At 57.6% G+C, this 15,627-nt stretch carries 11 protein-coding genes; 3 read left to right on the top strand and 8 right to left on the bottom strand.

Going from position 1 to position 15,627, the window contains the following annotated elements; all coding sequences use genetic code 11:
- Positions 1-362: 362 nt before the first annotated feature.
- Positions 363-1,559 (top strand): CaiB/BaiF CoA transferase family protein, encoded by a 1,197-nt coding sequence (locus tag D9N14_RS06790; protein WP_290578318.1) that lies wholly within the window; start codon positions 363-365, stop codon positions 1,557-1,559.
- A gap of 103 nt (positions 1,560-1,662) precedes the next feature.
- On the opposite strand, the gene D9N14_RS06785 is transcribed toward D9N14_RS06790, so the two are convergent.
- The gene (locus D9N14_RS06785; protein ID WP_290578316.1) at positions 1,663-3,888 is read right to left on the bottom strand and encodes an NADP-dependent isocitrate dehydrogenase; all 2,226 of its coding nucleotides are present in this window, start codon (positions 3,886-3,888) and stop codon (positions 1,663-1,665) included.
- Between the two features lie 304 nt (positions 3,889-4,192).
- On the bottom strand, positions 4,193-4,882 hold the full coding sequence (gene mtgA, locus D9N14_RS06780) for a monofunctional biosynthetic peptidoglycan transglycosylase (RefSeq protein WP_290578314.1): 690 nt from the start codon (positions 4,880-4,882) through the stop codon (positions 4,193-4,195).
- Positions 4,883-5,028: 146 nt separating this feature from the next.
- Between mtgA and D9N14_RS06775 the strand changes: the two genes are divergently transcribed.
- The gene (locus tag D9N14_RS06775; protein ID WP_290578312.1) at positions 5,029-6,078 is read left to right on the top strand and encodes an aldo/keto reductase; all 1,050 of its coding nucleotides are present in this window, start codon (positions 5,029-5,031) and stop codon (positions 6,076-6,078) included.
- Between the two features lie 5 nt (positions 6,079-6,083).
- On the opposite strand, the gene D9N14_RS06770 is transcribed toward D9N14_RS06775, so the two are convergent.
- The gene (locus tag D9N14_RS06770) at positions 6,084-6,770 is read right to left on the bottom strand and encodes a hypothetical protein (protein ID WP_290578310.1); all 687 of its coding nucleotides are present in this window, start codon (positions 6,768-6,770) and stop codon (positions 6,084-6,086) included.
- A gap of 91 nt (positions 6,771-6,861) precedes the next feature.
- Positions 6,862-7,353: a hypothetical protein gene (locus D9N14_RS06765; RefSeq protein WP_290578308.1), complete on the bottom strand. Its 492-nt coding sequence runs from the start codon at positions 7,351-7,353 to the stop codon at positions 6,862-6,864.
- Between the two features lie 284 nt (positions 7,354-7,637).
- Here D9N14_RS06765 and D9N14_RS06760 point away from each other — a divergent pair, with 284 nt between their 5' ends.
- Entirely contained in the window at positions 7,638-8,546 is a 909-nt protein-coding gene (locus tag D9N14_RS06760; protein ID WP_290578306.1) for a response regulator, read from the top strand.
- Here D9N14_RS06760 and D9N14_RS06755 read toward each other — a convergent pair.
- The 4 genes from D9N14_RS06755 to D9N14_RS06740 form a co-directional block, all read right to left on the bottom strand.
- Entirely contained in the window at positions 8,443-9,060 is a 618-nt protein-coding gene (locus D9N14_RS06755; RefSeq protein ID WP_290578301.1) for a hypothetical protein, read from the bottom strand. The genes D9N14_RS06760 and D9N14_RS06755 overlap by 104 nt on opposite strands.
- A gap of 1 nt (position 9,061) precedes the next feature.
- Positions 9,062-9,601: an archaeosortase/exosortase family protein gene (locus D9N14_RS06750; RefSeq protein ID WP_290578299.1), complete on the bottom strand. Its 540-nt coding sequence runs from the start codon at positions 9,599-9,601 to the stop codon at positions 9,062-9,064.
- Positions 9,594-13,874 carry a pre-peptidase C-terminal domain-containing protein gene (locus tag D9N14_RS06745; protein ID WP_290578297.1) on the bottom strand — a complete coding sequence of 1,427 codons (4,281 nt, stop codon included), beginning with the start codon at positions 13,872-13,874 and terminating at the stop codon, positions 9,594-9,596. The genes D9N14_RS06750 and D9N14_RS06745 overlap by 8 nt, the downstream gene beginning before the upstream one ends.
- Before the next feature lie 198 nt (positions 13,875-14,072).
- The gene (locus D9N14_RS06740) at positions 14,073-15,392 is read right to left on the bottom strand and encodes an ABC1 kinase family protein (RefSeq protein ID WP_290578295.1); all 1,320 of its coding nucleotides are present in this window, start codon (positions 15,390-15,392) and stop codon (positions 14,073-14,075) included.
- Between the last annotated feature and the right edge of the window lie 235 nt (positions 15,393-15,627).

The following is a 15,627-nucleotide window of genomic DNA, read 5'->3' as shown; positions in this document are numbered from 1 at the left end:
AAGCCACATAGAATGCCAGGAAATACTTGCCGTAATACCCCTCCAACGCGCCTCGTAATCGCAGAACACAAACTGACCCGCGTCGATCCTGCAGATGCACCTTGATGGGGGAAATTGGGATTTTGCATTTTCAGGACATACAGTTGTACTGAGTGTTAACGTTTTGACAAGTTAAGCTACTATCTTCGCTGCGGCGCACTTACGGACAGGATTCCCGCCACTTCCGGGCAGGATCAGTCGTTTGTAGGTCGACGATGTAGAGTGACAACTGCTACTCTGGCCCATCCGGTCAAATAGACTGATTCTTGTAAACTTCATATTCGTAAATAAATCATAAAAGAACCATCAAAAGGAATCTTCATATGTCAGCGCAAAAGCCCTTAACCGGGGTCAAGGTGATCGAGTTGGGCACGTTGATCGCCGGGCCGTTCGCCAGCCGGATCATGGCGGAATTCGGTGCTGAGGTGATCAAGGTGGAGTCGCCGGATGGCGGTGATCCGTTGCGAAAATGGCGCAAGTTGTACGAAGGCACGTCGCTGTGGTGGTATGTGCAGTCACGCAATAAGCAATCCCTGACCTTGAACCTGAAATCCGACGCCGGCAAAGAGATACTAAAGCGCTTGGTGGCGGATGCCGATGTGGTGATTGAGAATTTCCGACCTGGAGTGTTGGAAAAGTTGGGCCTGGGTTGGGATGTTCTGTCCGAGATTAACCCGCGCCTGGTGATGGTGCGCTTGTCAGGCTTTGGCCAGACCGGGCCCTATAAAGACCAGCCCGGGTTCGGTGCGGTGGGGGAATCCATGGGTGGGCTGCGATATATTACCGGCTTTGACGATAGGCCGCCGGTGCGCACGGGTATCTCCATCGGCGATTCCATTGCGGCGTTGTGGGGTGTGATTGGCGGCCTGATGGCGCTGCGACATCGGGAAATGCAGGGTGGTAAAGGGCAGGTGGTGGACGTCGCCCTGTATGAAGCGGTGTTTGCCATGATGGAGAGCATGGTGCCGGAGTTCGATGTCTTTGGCTTTATTCGTGAGCGCACCGGCAATATTATGCCCGGCATCACGCCTTCTTCCATTCACACCACTGCAGACGGCAAGCATGTGCAGATTGGTGCCAACGGTGATGCTATTTTCAAGCGCTTCATGCAGGCCATTGATCGGGGTGATCTGGCTGCTGATCCCGCTTTGGTGGATAACGCCGGGCGTGATCAACGCCGTGATGAAGTGTATGGGGTGATTGATGAATGGGTGGCCGGGCATTCTCTGGAAACGGTGCTGGCGATCTTGAATAAAGCGGAAGTGCCCGCCAGTCGCATCTATTCCGTTGCAGACATGTTCAAAGACCCACAGTTCCTGGCCCGCGATATGATTCAATCTGCGCGTCTGCCGGATGGAAAAGCGTTTAAAGTACCGGGGATAATGCCGAAGCTGTCGGCAACGCCCGGCAGCACGGAATGGTTGGGGCCGGAATTGGGCGAGCACAACCAGGTTGTTCTGAGTCAGCTGGGTTACAGCGATGATGAAATAGAGCAAATGAAGTTGTCAGGTGTTATTTGAGCTGGGTGCCTGTTCCACCAATATGGCGTAACTCATGGCGCCCATCGCCTTCGGCGAAGCACCACCAGCCCAACCGGGCTGGTGGCTAACGCGGTTCCAGGTATTACTTATTAATCAACGCATTCAACGTGCCACTGGGGCGCATCAGTTTTTCCACCTTGTCGGAATCCGGCATATAGTAACCTCCCATATCCACGGATTGCCCCTGGCAGTTGTTCAGCTCCGCCACGATGGTCTCTTCGTTTTCTGCCAACGCTTTCGCCAGGTTGCTGAAGTAGTTTTTCAGCTCGGCGTTATGGGATTGGGCGGCCAGGGCTTCTGCCCAGTACTTGGCCAGATAGTAGTGGCTGCCGCGGTTATCCAATTCGTTGACGGTGCGTGAGGGGGATTTGTCGTTTTCCAGCAATTTCTCGATGGCTTCATCCAGCGTCTTCGCCAGTATCTGCGCTTTCGGGTTGTTGGATTTGATGGCAACGTCTTCGATGGATACCGCCAGGGCCAGGAATTCACCCAGGGAATCCCAGCGCAGGTGGTTTTCTTCTACGAACTGCTGCACATGCTTGGGTGCAGAGCCGCCGGCACCGGTTTCGAACAGGCCGCCACCGTTCATCAGCGGCACGATGGAGAGCATTTTGGCGCTGGTGCCCAATTCCAGAATGGGGAACAGGTCGGTCAGGTAATCCCGCAGCACGTTGCCGGTAACCGAGATGGTGTCTTTGCCGCGCAGCAGGCGTTCCAGGGTGTAGCGCATGGCCATGTCGGGGTTGAGGATGCGGATCTTCAAGCCTTCGGTGTCATGGTACTGCAGGTAGTGCTCGACTTTTTTGATCATCTCGCGGTCGTGGCCGCGGTATTCATCCAGCCAGAACACGGCGGGTTTTTTGGTGGCGCGGGCACGGGTGACGGCCAGTTTTACCCAATCCTGGATCGGGCCGTCTTTGGCCTGGAACATGCGCCATACGTCGCCGGTTTCCAGGTTTTCGTGTTGCAGCAGCACCTTGCCGGCGGAGCTGACCACCCGCATGGTGCCGTTGCAGGGCAGTTCAAAGGTTTTATCGTGGGAGCCGTATTCCTCGGCCTTTTGCGCCATCAGGCCCACGTTGGGCACGGTGCCCATGGTGCTGGGATCGAACTTGTCGTGGTGTTTGCAGAAGTTGATGACTTCCTGATAGATGGTGGCGTAGCAGGTGTCGGGGATGATGGCTTTGGTGTCCTGCAGTTTGCCGTCGGCGCTCCACATTTTGCCACCGTTGCGGATCATGGCGGGCATGGAGGCATCCACGATGATGTCGCTGGGCACGTGCAGGTTGGTAATGCCTTTATCGGAATCCACCATGGCCATCATGGGGCGCTTTTCGTAGCACTTGCGGAAGTCGTATTCGATGTCAGAACGCTTGGAGTAGGGCAGTTTGTCGATGGCCCGCAGCACGCTGCCCAAACCTTCGTTGGGTTCAACACCCAGTTCTTCCAGGGTGTCGGCGTGTTTTTTGAAGGCATCCTTGAAGTACACCCGCACCGCATGGCCAAAGATGATGGGGTCGGACACTTTCATCATGGTGGCTTTCAGGTGCAAGGAGAACAGCAGGCCGGCATTGCGGGCACCTTCCATTTCCTCGTCCAGGAATGTGCGCAGGGCTTTGGCGCTCATGTACTGGGCGCTGATGATTTCCTTATCCTGAACTTCGACTTCTTTCAGTACGGTGACTTTGCCCGCTGCGTCCACCAGTTCGATGCGCACGGTATCGCCTTTTTCCAGGGTGGTGGAGATGTCGCTGTGATAGAAATCACCGGAGCGCATGTGGGCCACGTGGGTGCGCGAGGCCTGGCTCCATTTGCCCATCCAGTGGGGATTTTTGCGCGCGTAGTTTTTTACCGCCGGCGGTGCCCGTCGATCGGAGTTGCCTTCCCGCAGCACGGGGTTTACGGCACTGCCCAGCACCTTGGCGTAGCTTGCCTTGATTTCAACTTCTTCGGGGGTTTGTGGATCGCTGGGGTAGTTGGGAACGTCGTAACCCTTTTCCTGCAATTCGGTGATGGCGGCGGCCAGCTGGGGGATGGAGGCACTGATGTTCGGCAATTTGATGATGTTGGCCGTGGGTTCCAGGGTCAGGTCACCCAGTTCCTTGAGAGTGTCTGTGACCTTTTGCTCTTCGGTCAGGCGCTCAGGGAAATTCGCCAGAATACGCCCCGCCAGTGATAGGTCACTGGTCTCCACTTCGATATCCGCCAGGCTGGCAAAATGGTTGACGATGGGAAGCAGAGAGTAGGTCGCCAGAGCGGGCGCTTCGTCGGTTAGCGTATATATGATTTTTGATTTGTTTTCTGACATCTCGGTTACACCTGTATTTTCCTGAGCCAAGGTATACAAAACTGTGGTTGTTTGACTCTTATCTGTAGTTCACCCAAATTTGTAGACCGCGCATTGTACTAAAATATTAATTTCATTTACAGATCAACAAGTTAATTACGTGCTGGGTAAACGCGAAGTATCCTGTTTCCTTCAACTGGTTGAAATGTTTGAAGACTGTGACTAATGGGTCTGACTAATTGGTCTGACCCGCTGGTCCGGCCGGTGAGTCTAGCAGGTCTGACCGGTGAGTTGTATGTGGTCTGGCCGGTTTGCGCACCGGGGCTTAGGGGTTCAGCTGCCGCAGATAGCCCGTGCCCCCCAGTTTCTGACCCGCTGTGATGATCGCCCGCGCACGGGTTTGCACGTAGTCCGATGGCTGGGCGGCGGACATCACCTTGGGGTTGGGCAGCACTGCCGCCAGCAGGCCCGCTTGCCAGGGCGTGAGCTGGCGGGCCGGGCGGCCATAGAAGGTCTGGGCCGCTGCCTGGGCACCGTACACACCGTTGCCGAATTCGGCGATATTCAGGTAGTGTTCCAGAATGCGCTGCTTGGGCCACAGGCATTCGATGACGAAGGTGAGCCAGGCCTCCAGCAGTTTGCGCACATAGCTGCGCCCGTTCCACAAAAACAGGTTCTTGGCCACCTGTTGGGTGATGGTGCTGGCCCCCCGTGGTCGCCCCTTGCTTTCACTCAGGGCTTTTTTGATGGAGTCAAAATCAAAGCCGAAATGGTGGGGAAACTTCTGGTCTTCGGAGGTGATCACGGCCAGTTGCAGGTGGGGTGAGATCTGCTCCAGTGGTTGCCAGTTCTGGTGGGCCCGGCGCCCGTTCTCCCATTGCCAGGCGATGATGAAGGCCGTGGTGGGGGGATTGAGAAAGCGCAGGGCGCCCACCAGGGCAAAGCTGATGACCACAAACACCAGCAGAGTCAGCAGGCTGTATTTGAAAAGTGTGCGGGCGGGTTTAGCGATCATAATCCGAATACATGTAAAGTCTTCTGTCTACCCTGCGCCCGCCAATCCGGGCAATTCAGACTTTCATCATTCTATTCCTTTAGTACACTGTTCACCAAACCCATGGCTTACCACCCCAACGCTAAAAATGTAACAAGGAACCCACCATGCGCTATTCACCATTGGGCACCAGCGGCCTTGAAGTCTCCCGGGCCTGCCTGGGCACCATGACCTGGGGCACCCAGAACACCCAGCAGGACGCCGACGAACAGATTGCCTATGCCCTGGATCAGGGGATCAATTTTATTGATACGGCGGAGATGTACTCCATTCCCCCCACGCCGGAATCCTATGGCAAGACCGAAACCATCATCGGTAACTGGCTGGCCCGCAACCCGAGCCGCCGCAGTGAGTTTGTGCTGGCCAGCAAGATTGCCCCGGGCCTGCGCTGGGTGCGCGAAGGCCGGCCCCTGTCCAGGTCTGCCGTGATCGAGGCGGTGGACCACTCCCTGCAGCGCCTGCAAACGGACTACATCGATTTGTACCAGTTGCATTGGCCCAATCGCATCAGTCCCCATTTCGGCAAGCATTTTCCCAACCGTTACGCCGTTACCGCGTTCAATGCTGAAGCCGAAACCGCCGGCATGCTGGACATTCTGGAAGGGCTGGACGTCTGTGTGAAAGCGGGCAAGATCCGCCATTGTGGTTTGTCCGATGACACGCCCTGGGGCATCGCCACGTATCTGAAGCTGAGCGAGCAGCACAACCTGCCGCGCATGGTGTCAATCCAGAACGAGTTCAATCTGCTGCACAGTAAGGATTGGCCGTATCTGGTGGAGCATTGCGTGATGGAGCAGGTGGCCTTTCTGCCCTGGTCGCCACTGGCCGGTGGCATGCTCAGCGGCAAGTACCTGGGCGGTGCGCGGCCGGAAGGCAGCCGCTGGACCTTAACCCAGCGTAACGGCCTGTTCCGTGAGACGGAAGCATCCAACGCGGCCATCGAAGCCTATGTGGCCATCGCCCGCAAACACGACATCACCCCCTCGCAACTGGCCATCGCCTGGTGTGATCAGGTGGACGGTGTCACCTCCACCATCATTGGTGCCACCACCATGGACCAGTTGCAGGAGGACATCGCGGCCTTTGACATCGAGTTCAACGATGAGTTGAAAGCCGAGGTGTCTGAGGTGGTCAAGCGGTTTACGGTGCCGTTCTAAACCCCTTACAGCAGTTCTTCTGTCGGCAGTTGGTGCCCATCGCGGGCAAAGAACAAGCTGACGTTCCCCATACTGTCCATGGACACAAAGGTCGGCCCGTTCCAGGGCCGATCCACCGACAGTTTCTGCAGGCTTTCTTCCATGGGCACATTCTGGTTGGCGCTGAGTTTTACCCGACACAGGGTTGCACCGCAGTTACCTTCCACAAAATCCAAGCCCTTGAACTCATCGCTGATGAGGGCGGTTTCCACTTTGGCCAGGGTGGCATCGGCCCACTCCATATCCACCGCCTCTGACATCAGCTGCGCCTCATAGAGGGATTGCTGTCGTTGCACCTGTTGTTCCACCTGCCTGTCCGCTTGCTCCGGCGTGGGGCGTTCCTTGGCCTGGGCCAACCGGTTCTGGCGCGGCCTGTGGATGTTCTGGGCCTGTTGCTCCTGCGCATACTGCAGTGCGGCCAGTTGCGCCTCCAGCTGCAGCAGGTCCGCCTTCAGGTTTTCCAGCGTTTCTGCATTCTGTTGGCTTTGACCTTGGTCGCGCCGGGGTTCGGCAAAAACGTTCTCGCTGGTGTCTGTGGTTTTAACCACTGCATCCACGGGCGCCGGTGCCGGGCGTGTCCATATCAGGGTGGCCGCCGTTGCCGCCACCACCAAAACCAGGCCTGCGCCCAGTGCCATTTTAGAGTGAGTCATGTTGTTCTCCCAAAAGGCGCGGTCACACAGGGAGCGCAATGTTTAAGGTGCCCTGTGTCACCGCGAAGGTACGGTTCAATCCGGTGGTTGATCAGCCTTCATAAACGTAATAGGAAATGATGCGCGACTGATTGCCGGAATACGTGGGCGGCACGGCGCAACTGAAGTACGTGTGCACGTTCATGCCGGTGCCACCCAGCGGGCCGGTGGACAGGGTTTGGGAGTTGCTGGAGGAGCCGGTGCTGTACACGTTGGTGCCCCACCAGCCGTACATGGTGTCGGCTGAATTATTCCAGTAAGCCTGGTTGATGCTGCAGCGCACGTCCGATGAGTAATGACGATCCAGCACCCGCACATAGGAAATCAGAATGTCATTGTCTTCATCGTTGATGGCCGGCAGATCCACGTACATCCAGGAACTGGAGGATGGATTCACGATGGCGGATGAGGAATAGCTGGGGGTGGCGCCGCTGTACTTGACCCCCATGGAACCGGGGTAGTTTTTGGCATCCGCTGCCAGGGCGGAGGCGGCGGCCAGAGCGCAGGCAGATGCCAGAACGGTGGTTTTCAGTAATTGGAACATGTTGAACTCCTTTTCACACTCGAATGGGTGTTGTGGGTAGTGAAGCTAATTCACCCGGATCAGAATGATCGCAGGCGCAGGGGAACTATAGCGGCAGGCGCCTTACAAATAGCTTTGTTATAACGCGGGTGGGATGCACGTTTCTGCGGGCACTTTTACACAGGTACAACCTCTGAAATTTACTTAATTGAATGTTGGGCGCTGTTAGTATGGGCTGGTCCAGGACGGATTGGCTTTGTATTGGACTGTATGGGTTGGTTTGGCAAGTCAGGATAAGGAACAGCATGGATGCCCGGAACAGAGTAAGGATGCAGGACATTCTGGTGGTGGCGGAGGAATCCTGCCAGCGCCGACATCTCACGACGTTTCTGCGGGAGCTGTCGCCCCGGGTGGAAACCTGTTCCTCCCTGACGGCGGTACAGGCTTACTTGTGTGACATAGTGCCGGACAGCGTTGTAGCGGAATGCCGCTTTCCTGGCGGCACGGTGGCGGAGCTCAAAGCCCTGCTGCCGAACCAGTCTGACGTGATTGTGATGAGTGCAGAGACCAGCGCCGAGGAGGCGTTCCGGTTGGCGCAGCTGGGCATCAGTTATTTTCTCAGCAAGCCGGTGGATCTGGAGCGGTTGTACGACTGCCTGGCTGCGATTCAGCAGCGCCGCAATACGCACCCCTCTGTTTTTATTCGAAGCTTTGGCGGCCTGCGGATCTTTCTGGGGGAAGCCGAACGGGTGTTTCCGAAAAAGCCGCCCCATCGTTTGCTGTCCATGATCAAGTTGATGGTGGCGCTGGGCGGGGTTCAGGTGCCGGTCAACAAAATCTGTGATGCCCTGTGGGAAGCAGACGATGGGGATGCGGCCCTCAACAAGTTTTATACCAGCGTACATCGGTTGCGGAAAATGCTGGGCAGCGAGTGCATTGTTCAGTCCAACAATAAAATCGGTTTTAACCCCGAGCATGTGGATCTGGATACCTGGCGTCTGCACCGTTGCCTGGAAGGCGTTTGCCGCCCATCGGAGGCGCTGGCGTTCTGCGGCTTACCCTGGCTGCCGGAGGATGACAGCCCCTGGTTGGAAACCCCGAGGCAATACTTTATGCAGTTGGCCGAGACAGCCAGGGCCAACGCACACCCGCCAGATTCAAGCACAACAGGCTTAGCGCCAATGCCGTTACCATTCGTCCACCCTGGGTCATAAAACGCTCCCAGAACACCAGTGGGTGGTGGTTCAATTGATCCGGAGCCAGGTGTTGCAGCAGCAACCCTTCAATGCTGCCCAGCAAGGTGAAGGGCAGATCCAGGACTAACGACAATAGCAACCCACCGGCCAACAGCCCCAGCAGGCCCAGTCCGCGTTTCCAGTCGGGGAGCGCCAGCATCAGGCCGCTGATCAACGCCATTCCGAAAATAAAAAAATGCAACATGGCGTGGGTGACCAGTGTGGTGGCGCTGACATCCATCCCCGGAAATTCCCGCCCATACAGTTGAATGGGTTGTTGGCTCACCAGGCGCAGCTCCAGCAGTTGTTCGCTGCCCCGTTGCAACACATTCATGCCCGCCACGTCCATGCGGGTTTCCACCAGGGCCGCCACCCCGTGCAGCAGGGGCGTCAGCAGGCTCACCAGCTCCGTGCGCCAATGAAACAGCACAACCCCCAACAGGGTAGCGGACAACAGCCAGCCCAGCCCAAGCAAGGTCGTGCGCCAGGGCATGTTACGCCTCCGCTGGCGTGGGTGCGGGCGCGGTTGTCGGCGCGGTAAGCCGCAACCAGCCCATGAATCCGATGCCGCACAACGCCACAATCAGAATGGGGGCCGCAAACCCGTGTACGGCTTCAAACCAGTCACGCTGCCAGGCCACCACAAAATACAGGGCGACAATGCGGAACTGGTTCAGCACAAACACCACGGCGCTGCCCACCAGCAATCCGATCAGGGTGGCACGCCAGGGGCGGCGCATGGCGATCATCGCGGCGTACAGGATCAGCAGCACCTCGGTGCCTTCACAACCCTTCAGTACGTTCAGGTTGGCCAAGGGTGACAGAATGCGGGTGTTCTCACTGGTCACCGTGTAAGAGGGCGTTAGCCAGTCCAGAATGTGGGCGCCGGGCACCACCGCAAAATAGCGCACGATCACCTGATCGATCAGGGTTTGGGGCAGGGCGTAGTAGCCTGCCATCAACCCCACCGCCAGCAGCAGGAACAGCACCGGAAACGGCGGTTGGTGCCAGGCTTTGGTGAGTGGTTTACGCATTGTGTGAACCATATCGCTTCGACAGCCAGGTGACCACACCGCCCAGCATCAGTAGCGCCCACAGGGGCAGTGGCACGTCTTCACCGGGCCCGCTGGAAAGCGGTGGAGTGAAGGGGCTGATGCCGGTGCCGGTGAGGTTGTAGCCGTAGTTTGCAGAGGATGGGTAGGCGTTGGCGACGATGATCGTCACGACTTCGTTGTGGGTAGGCACCCAGTCCAGAATGGTGGAGGAGTTGGTGCTGCCATAGGCCACCAGTTCCCGGTTGCTGTTGATAATATACAGGGTCGGAGTGGTATAGCTGGTGCCGCCGTCATCTAGATGGATCTGCACCGGTACGCCGTTCTGCACGATGACTTTGTAGACGTCGGCATCACCACCGGCGAAACTTCCCGAGAGGGTCATGCCGTTGGTGAGGGTGCCGCCTTCGTCCCCGGCGAGCGTGGTCACGGCCTGCGATGCGACGACGCCAGTAAGTTCATATTCGTATTCAGAGGAAATCGGATATCCGTTGGAAACCAGTACGCGGATGTTCTCAGTAGCCGGCGCCTGGAACAGCGCTTCAGTCCAATGGCTGTTAGCGGAAGACCAGAGCACCGCGCCGCTGCTGCTGAAAATGCGCAGCTGTGGACTGAAGTAGGAATTGTTGGTGTCACCGAAGCGCAGGTACACCGGTTCCCCGGCCACCACCGACAGGCTGAACAGGTCAGTATCGCCACCGGACAGATATCCACTCACCAGCGCCCCACTGTCGATGTCGCCACCCTCATCGCCCACCAGGGTGGTGATGGTCTGGGAGGCTGCCATGGCGGTGAGACGATAGCTCTCATCTGATGAGTTAGCGTAACCGTTTGAGGCCACGATGGTGAGGGTTTCGGTGGCAGGTGCTTTCAGCAGCGCTTCTGTCCAATGGGACTGGTTTGAGGTCCAAAGCAGTTGTCCGCTGCTGCTGAAGATCCTCAGGCTCGGGTTGGCATAGCTGTTGTTGGTGTCACCCACACGCACGTATACGCTCTCACCGGCCTGCACCGCCAGGTTGAATACATCTGCGTCGCCACCTGCAAACAACCCGGCAACCTCTTCGCCGCTGACGATGGTGCCGCTCTCGTCACCCGCACTGGTGGTAATAGTTTGTGAAGCCACCACTGCGGTGAGTTCGTAGGCGTAAGGCGATGAGATGGCGTAACCGTTGGCCGTCACGATGGTGAGGGTTTCCGTATGGGGCGCTTCAAACAGTGCTTCGGTCCAGTGGGAGGCGCTCGATGCCCACAGCAGGTTGCCATTGGCGCCCAACACCATAAGCTGGGGACTGACGTATGAGTTGTTGGTATCACCCACCCGAATGTAGACGGCTTCTCCGGCGCTGACGGCCAGGTTGAACACGTCCGCATCGCCGCCTTCGAAGGACCCACTGATCAATTCACCGGAGTGGATCAGGCCACCTTCATCCCCGCTGCTGGAGGTGACGCTTTGGGACGCCACCACCGCACTGAGTTTGTAGTCATAAATACTGGATATGGCGTAATGGTTGGAGACCACGATGGTGAGGGTTTCGGAGGCGGGGGCGTGGAACAGGGCGTCAGTCCATTGCGACGCTGAGGAGGACCACAGGATGTCCCCATTGCTGCGATAGACCCTCAATTTTGGGCTGACATAAGAATTGCTGGTGTCACCCAGGCGCACATAGACCGCCTCACCGGCACTGACCGTCAGGTTGAACACATCGGCGTCCCCCCCGGCCAGGGTGCCACTGATCAGTTGACCGCTGCTGATCACTCCGCCGATGTCACCCGCTACCGTGTTGATGGGTTGTGAAGCCAGTGCTGCCGTGAGCCGGTAGTCATAGCTGGCGGTGGTGGTGTAGTCGTTGGAGACCGCGACCGTCAGGGTATCATTGGCGGGGGCTTTGAATTCTGCCTCGGTCCAGGTGCTGCTTACCGAAGACCACAGAATGGCACCGCTGCTGCTGAACACGCGCAACCGCGGGTTGAGGTAACTGTTGCTGGTGTCCCCCAAGCGCAGGTAAACCGTTTCGCCGGCCACCACGTTGAGTTGGTATTTGTCGATGTCGGTGGAGCCGTTGAAGGTACCGGAGATCAACTCACCGTTGTCGATGGTGGCGATGCTGGCACCGGCGGGTACCGGAGAGGCCACATTGGTGCGGGTATAGGCCAGCTCGTAAGTGCCGCTGTTGGGGACGTCACCAGTACCGTCCGCCACCACGGCGGTGTACAGGCCGGACAGAATCGCCGGTGTGCTGATGCTGCCGCCCGTAGTGCCCTGGCCGGAGACCAGCGGTCGGCCCAGGGGATCATAGAGGGTGATTTGCGGGTAGAAGCCGCCGTTATCGGTCAGCTCCGTCAGGGTCAGGTCGATCTGGTCTTCTGCGTCCACATAGAAAGTCCAGGCGTCGAGATCGGCCCGCTCAATGGTGCCCGCCTGGGGCGTACCGCTGAAGAGGGTGCCCCCGTCATCATTGCCGGCAACAGTGAAACTTTCGGCGAGTTGCTGGAAGTAGAGTTTATAGCTGCCGGTGTCTGGTACATCGGCACTGGATTCACGGACGATCACCGTGTACTGGCCATTGCGCTCCAGGGTGGTGCTGATGTCCGCGGAGACGTTACCCCAGTTGCTGGTGACCAGGTTGCCCATGGGGTCGTACAGGCGGATCTCCGGTTGGAAACCGCTGGTGTCATCGGTGACTTCGGCGATCTGCAGGTGTACCGTTTGGTAGACTTCGCCGATGAAGGTCCAGGCGTCCACGTCGCCCAGATCAATGTCCCCTTCATGAACACTGCCGTTGTCAAGCACGCCACCTTCGTCGCCGGTGGGTACCATCAGTGACGCCTCGGTAACGCTGTTGAAGTAGAGTCTATAGGTGCCGGAATCGGGCACGTCGACGGAGGATTCTTTCACCACAATGGTGTACTCGCCCGCCATGGGGAGTGCCACGGTCAGGTCAGCGGCTGTGTTGCCCCAGTTGAGATCCAGCTGGTTACCCAGGGGATCGTAAAGGCTGACTTCCGGCTGGAATCCGCTGGTGTGATCCGCCACTTCCCCCACCTGAATGACCACGGTGTTGCCCTTTTCCCCTGTGAAGGTCCAGGCATCTATATCGGCCAGCTCGATCTCCCCATCGTAGACGCCGCCATTGGTGACCACACCACCCTGGTCTCCCGCCGGGACCACCAGGTTTTCACTGGTGTTGGTGAAATACAGTTGATAGGCACCAGTGTCCGGTACGTCGGCAGTGGATTCTTTGACGATCACCGTGTATTGGCCGCCTTTGGTTAACTGCACCTTCAGGTCCGCGGCGCTGTTGCCCCAGTTGGTTTGCACTTCGTTGCCAAAGGCATCAAACAGGAAAACCTGGGGTTGAAAACCGGCATTGCCGTTGATGTCCGCCACCTGAATTAGGACCGTATCATTGGCTTCTGCGCTGAAACTCCAGGCGTCGATGTCTGCCAGATCAATGTAGCCGGAATGCACACCTCCATTGGTCAGGGGACCACCGTGATCACCGGGGGGCGTAATGTACGATTGCCCGGCGCTGGTAAAGTACAAATCATAGGAGCCGCTGTCGACCACATCCGCCGTGGACTCTTTCACCACCACCGTGTATTGGCCGGCCAGAGGGCTTTGGAACGTCAGGTCGGCGGAGGTATTGCCCCAATTACTGCCCACTTCCCTGCCGAAGGGGTCGTACACGGTGATCTCCGGCTGAAAGCCACTGGAGCTTGTGGCGGTTTCGCCGATTTGCAGAAACACGGTTTCCATGGCGTCCACGGAAAATGTCCAGATATCCAGATCTGCCAGTGAAATGGTTCCGCTGTGCTTGTTGCCGCTGATCAGGCTGCCACCTTCATCACCGGCGGGGATCTGGAAGCTGCCGCTGGAAAGGGCAAGGAACATTTGATAGGTGCCGGTGCCATCCGGGGTGGAGGTGGCGTCCAGCACCTCTACGGTATAGGTTCCGGTTTGGCTGGCCACATATTTGAGGTCGGTGGAATCCTGGCCCCAGTTCGACGTCACCTCCACGTGGCCGGGGTCGTACAAGCGCAACAGCGGCTGCAGGTCAGTGCCACTGAGTTCGGCAACCTGCAGATGAATGCTTTGCCCGGCGTTGGCGGAGAAGGTCCAACTGTCCACGTCCAATGGGGAGGACAGCGTACCGGTGGGCGCGGCACCGTTCTGCAGTGCGGCGGCAAAGGCGGGAGTGGATACCAAAGCAATAGTCGAGAACACCACGGCGGTGGTGAAAGGCTTGAAGTCCATTTTATGATCCCCCGGTTGTCCCGAAATCTTCAGCATGTGAAATAGCGCTACGGAACCATAAATAATTCCGGTGACGCTTTTGTTAAAACGGGGTTGTTTAAGTGGACTGACCAGGCGGCGATGATTGGCGGATGCGTGTCATGCAAGTGTCACACAGGCGTCGTCGCCGCTTCATCCGTGTGGGGGTGAGCCCATTCCTCAATTGGGCTCAAACAGGGGTACTGCATCGGCATATACGGCCGCCCGAAACGGGGTTGCGAACACCGCGGTAGCGCCCATGTCCGCCAGAATGGCCGCCAGGCCCCACTGCAGGCGATTGATAAACAGAAAGTCGGCGGGCATGGCGCCGCTGAATTTGTTTTTGTTTTCCCAGATCATCAGACGCGTGGTTTTTGAATTGAACTCATGGGTGAAGGTGAAAGGCGTCTCGGTGGTGAACGGGGTGTAGACGTGGTTCATCATTTCCCAGTGATGGTCATGATCAAACGCCTTCATTCGCCCGATCAGCCCCATGGCGTCGGTGGCCTTCAGGTTGTCTGATTTGCGTTGCTCCAGAATGGATTTCGCCATGGCTTTCCAGTTGTTGATGTAGGCCGGTTCGAACTTTTTGATACAGCCGAAATCCAGGAAGGTGACCCGGCCGTCCGGCTGAAACAGATAGTTGCCGGGGTGCGGATCACCATTGAAATAACAATGGCGGAAGATGGCATTCATGGTGTGGGTGAATATGGTTAGGCCGGCCTGGTTTTTCTGCTCCGGTGATGCGCTGCTACAAAAATCCTGAAAGTTCATGCCACTGCAGAATTCCGTGGTGAGTACACGGCGGCTGGAAAGGCGGGCGATGACGGCAGGGACGTGCTCGCCAGGCGTGTTTTCACTCAGGGCCCGGATCTTCATCTGGTTGCGGGCTTCCAGATCGTAGTCGCATTCTTCCAACAGGCGGGCCTTTAGCTCCTGGGCCATGGCGCGCCCGGGCAGCGAGGTCCCCGCCATGAACACCGTGAACAGGTTACCCACCAGCTTCAGGTCCATGGACAGCAGTTTCTCGATCTCCGGATACTGCACTTTTACCGCCACCGGTTTGCCGTTTACCACCGCCTTGTGCACCTGGCCAATGGAGGCTGCGGCGAAGGCGGTTTCCTCGAACTGATCAAAGCAGGACTCGATGGGGGCGTGCAGTTCGGCTTCAATCAGTTCGCGTACGTCTTCGAAGGCCATGGCGGTACTGCTGGCCTGCAGTGTGGCCAGAATGTCCCGCGCTTCCGCCGGCAGATGCGTGCCCAGGTAACTGGCCATCTGGCCGAACTTCATCATCAGCCCCTTCATACCATCAAACTCGTTCACCAGTTTGGCGGCCACTTCGATGGCCTTTTCAGGATTGTCGGCACTCACGTTCAACAGCTTTTTGGTGGCCCCCATGCCCAGGCGGGCGGACATTTTGGCGGTGGTGAAGGTGCGGCTGATCAGTCCTGTTTTGATGGTGTTGGACTTGCGGGGAGGGGTTCTGCGGTCATCCATGTTGCGTCGGTCTCCTGTGGATTCAAGGGGGGCTCCGGATCGGGATTCTATCAGTTTACCGGTCTGACGATAGGGAAGACTCACCCCAAAGGGTGAGTTTACGGTGGGATGGCAGCCTTTTGCCGCCACGGGGTCAGGTTGAATTGCTCCGTTAATTCAAGCGCTTATGGGCGCAGGGTTGCCGGCTGGTGCGATTGTTTTTGCCCAGCGGGACTCCTGGGTTAGAATTCCACCG

It is taken from the genome of Ketobacter sp. (assembly GCF_003671495.1).
GTDB lineage: Bacteria > Pseudomonadota > Gammaproteobacteria > Pseudomonadales > Ketobacteraceae > Ketobacter.
This window is presented reverse-complemented; position numbering and strand designations above follow the sequence as displayed.

Excerpts from the sequence above, each read along its gene's own strand:
- mtgA (WP_290578314.1), bottom strand. The coding sequence starts at position 4,882 with ATGATCGCTAAACCCGCCCGCACACTTTTCAAATACAGCCTGCTGACT.
- D9N14_RS06770 (WP_290578310.1), bottom strand. The coding sequence starts at position 6,770 with ATGACTCACTCTAAAATGGCACTGGGCGCAGGCCTGGTTTTGGTGGTG.
- D9N14_RS06775 (WP_290578312.1), top strand. The coding sequence starts at position 5,029 with ATGCGCTATTCACCATTGGGCACCAGCGGCCTTGAAGTCTCCCGGGCC.
- D9N14_RS06760 (WP_290578306.1), top strand. The coding sequence starts at position 7,638 with ATGGATGCCCGGAACAGAGTAAGGATGCAGGACATTCTGGTGGTGGCG.
- D9N14_RS06785 (WP_290578316.1), bottom strand. The coding sequence starts at position 3,888 with ATGTCAGAAAACAAATCAAAAATCATATATACGCTAACCGACGAAGCG.
- D9N14_RS06790 (WP_290578318.1), top strand. The coding sequence starts at position 363 with ATGTCAGCGCAAAAGCCCTTAACCGGGGTCAAGGTGATCGAGTTGGGC.
- D9N14_RS06745 (WP_290578297.1), bottom strand. The coding sequence starts at position 13,874 with ATGGACTTCAAGCCTTTCACCACCGCCGTGGTGTTCTCGACTATTGCT.
- D9N14_RS06765 (WP_290578308.1), bottom strand. The coding sequence starts at position 7,353 with ATGTTCCAATTACTGAAAACCACCGTTCTGGCATCTGCCTGCGCTCTG.
- D9N14_RS06755 (WP_290578301.1), bottom strand. The coding sequence starts at position 9,060 with ATGCCCTGGCGCACGACCTTGCTTGGGCTGGGCTGGCTGTTGTCCGCT.
- D9N14_RS06740 (WP_290578295.1), bottom strand. The coding sequence starts at position 15,392 with ATGGATGACCGCAGAACCCCTCCCCGCAAGTCCAACACCATCAAAACA.
- D9N14_RS06750 (WP_290578299.1), bottom strand. The coding sequence starts at position 9,601 with ATGCGTAAACCACTCACCAAAGCCTGGCACCAACCGCCGTTTCCGGTG.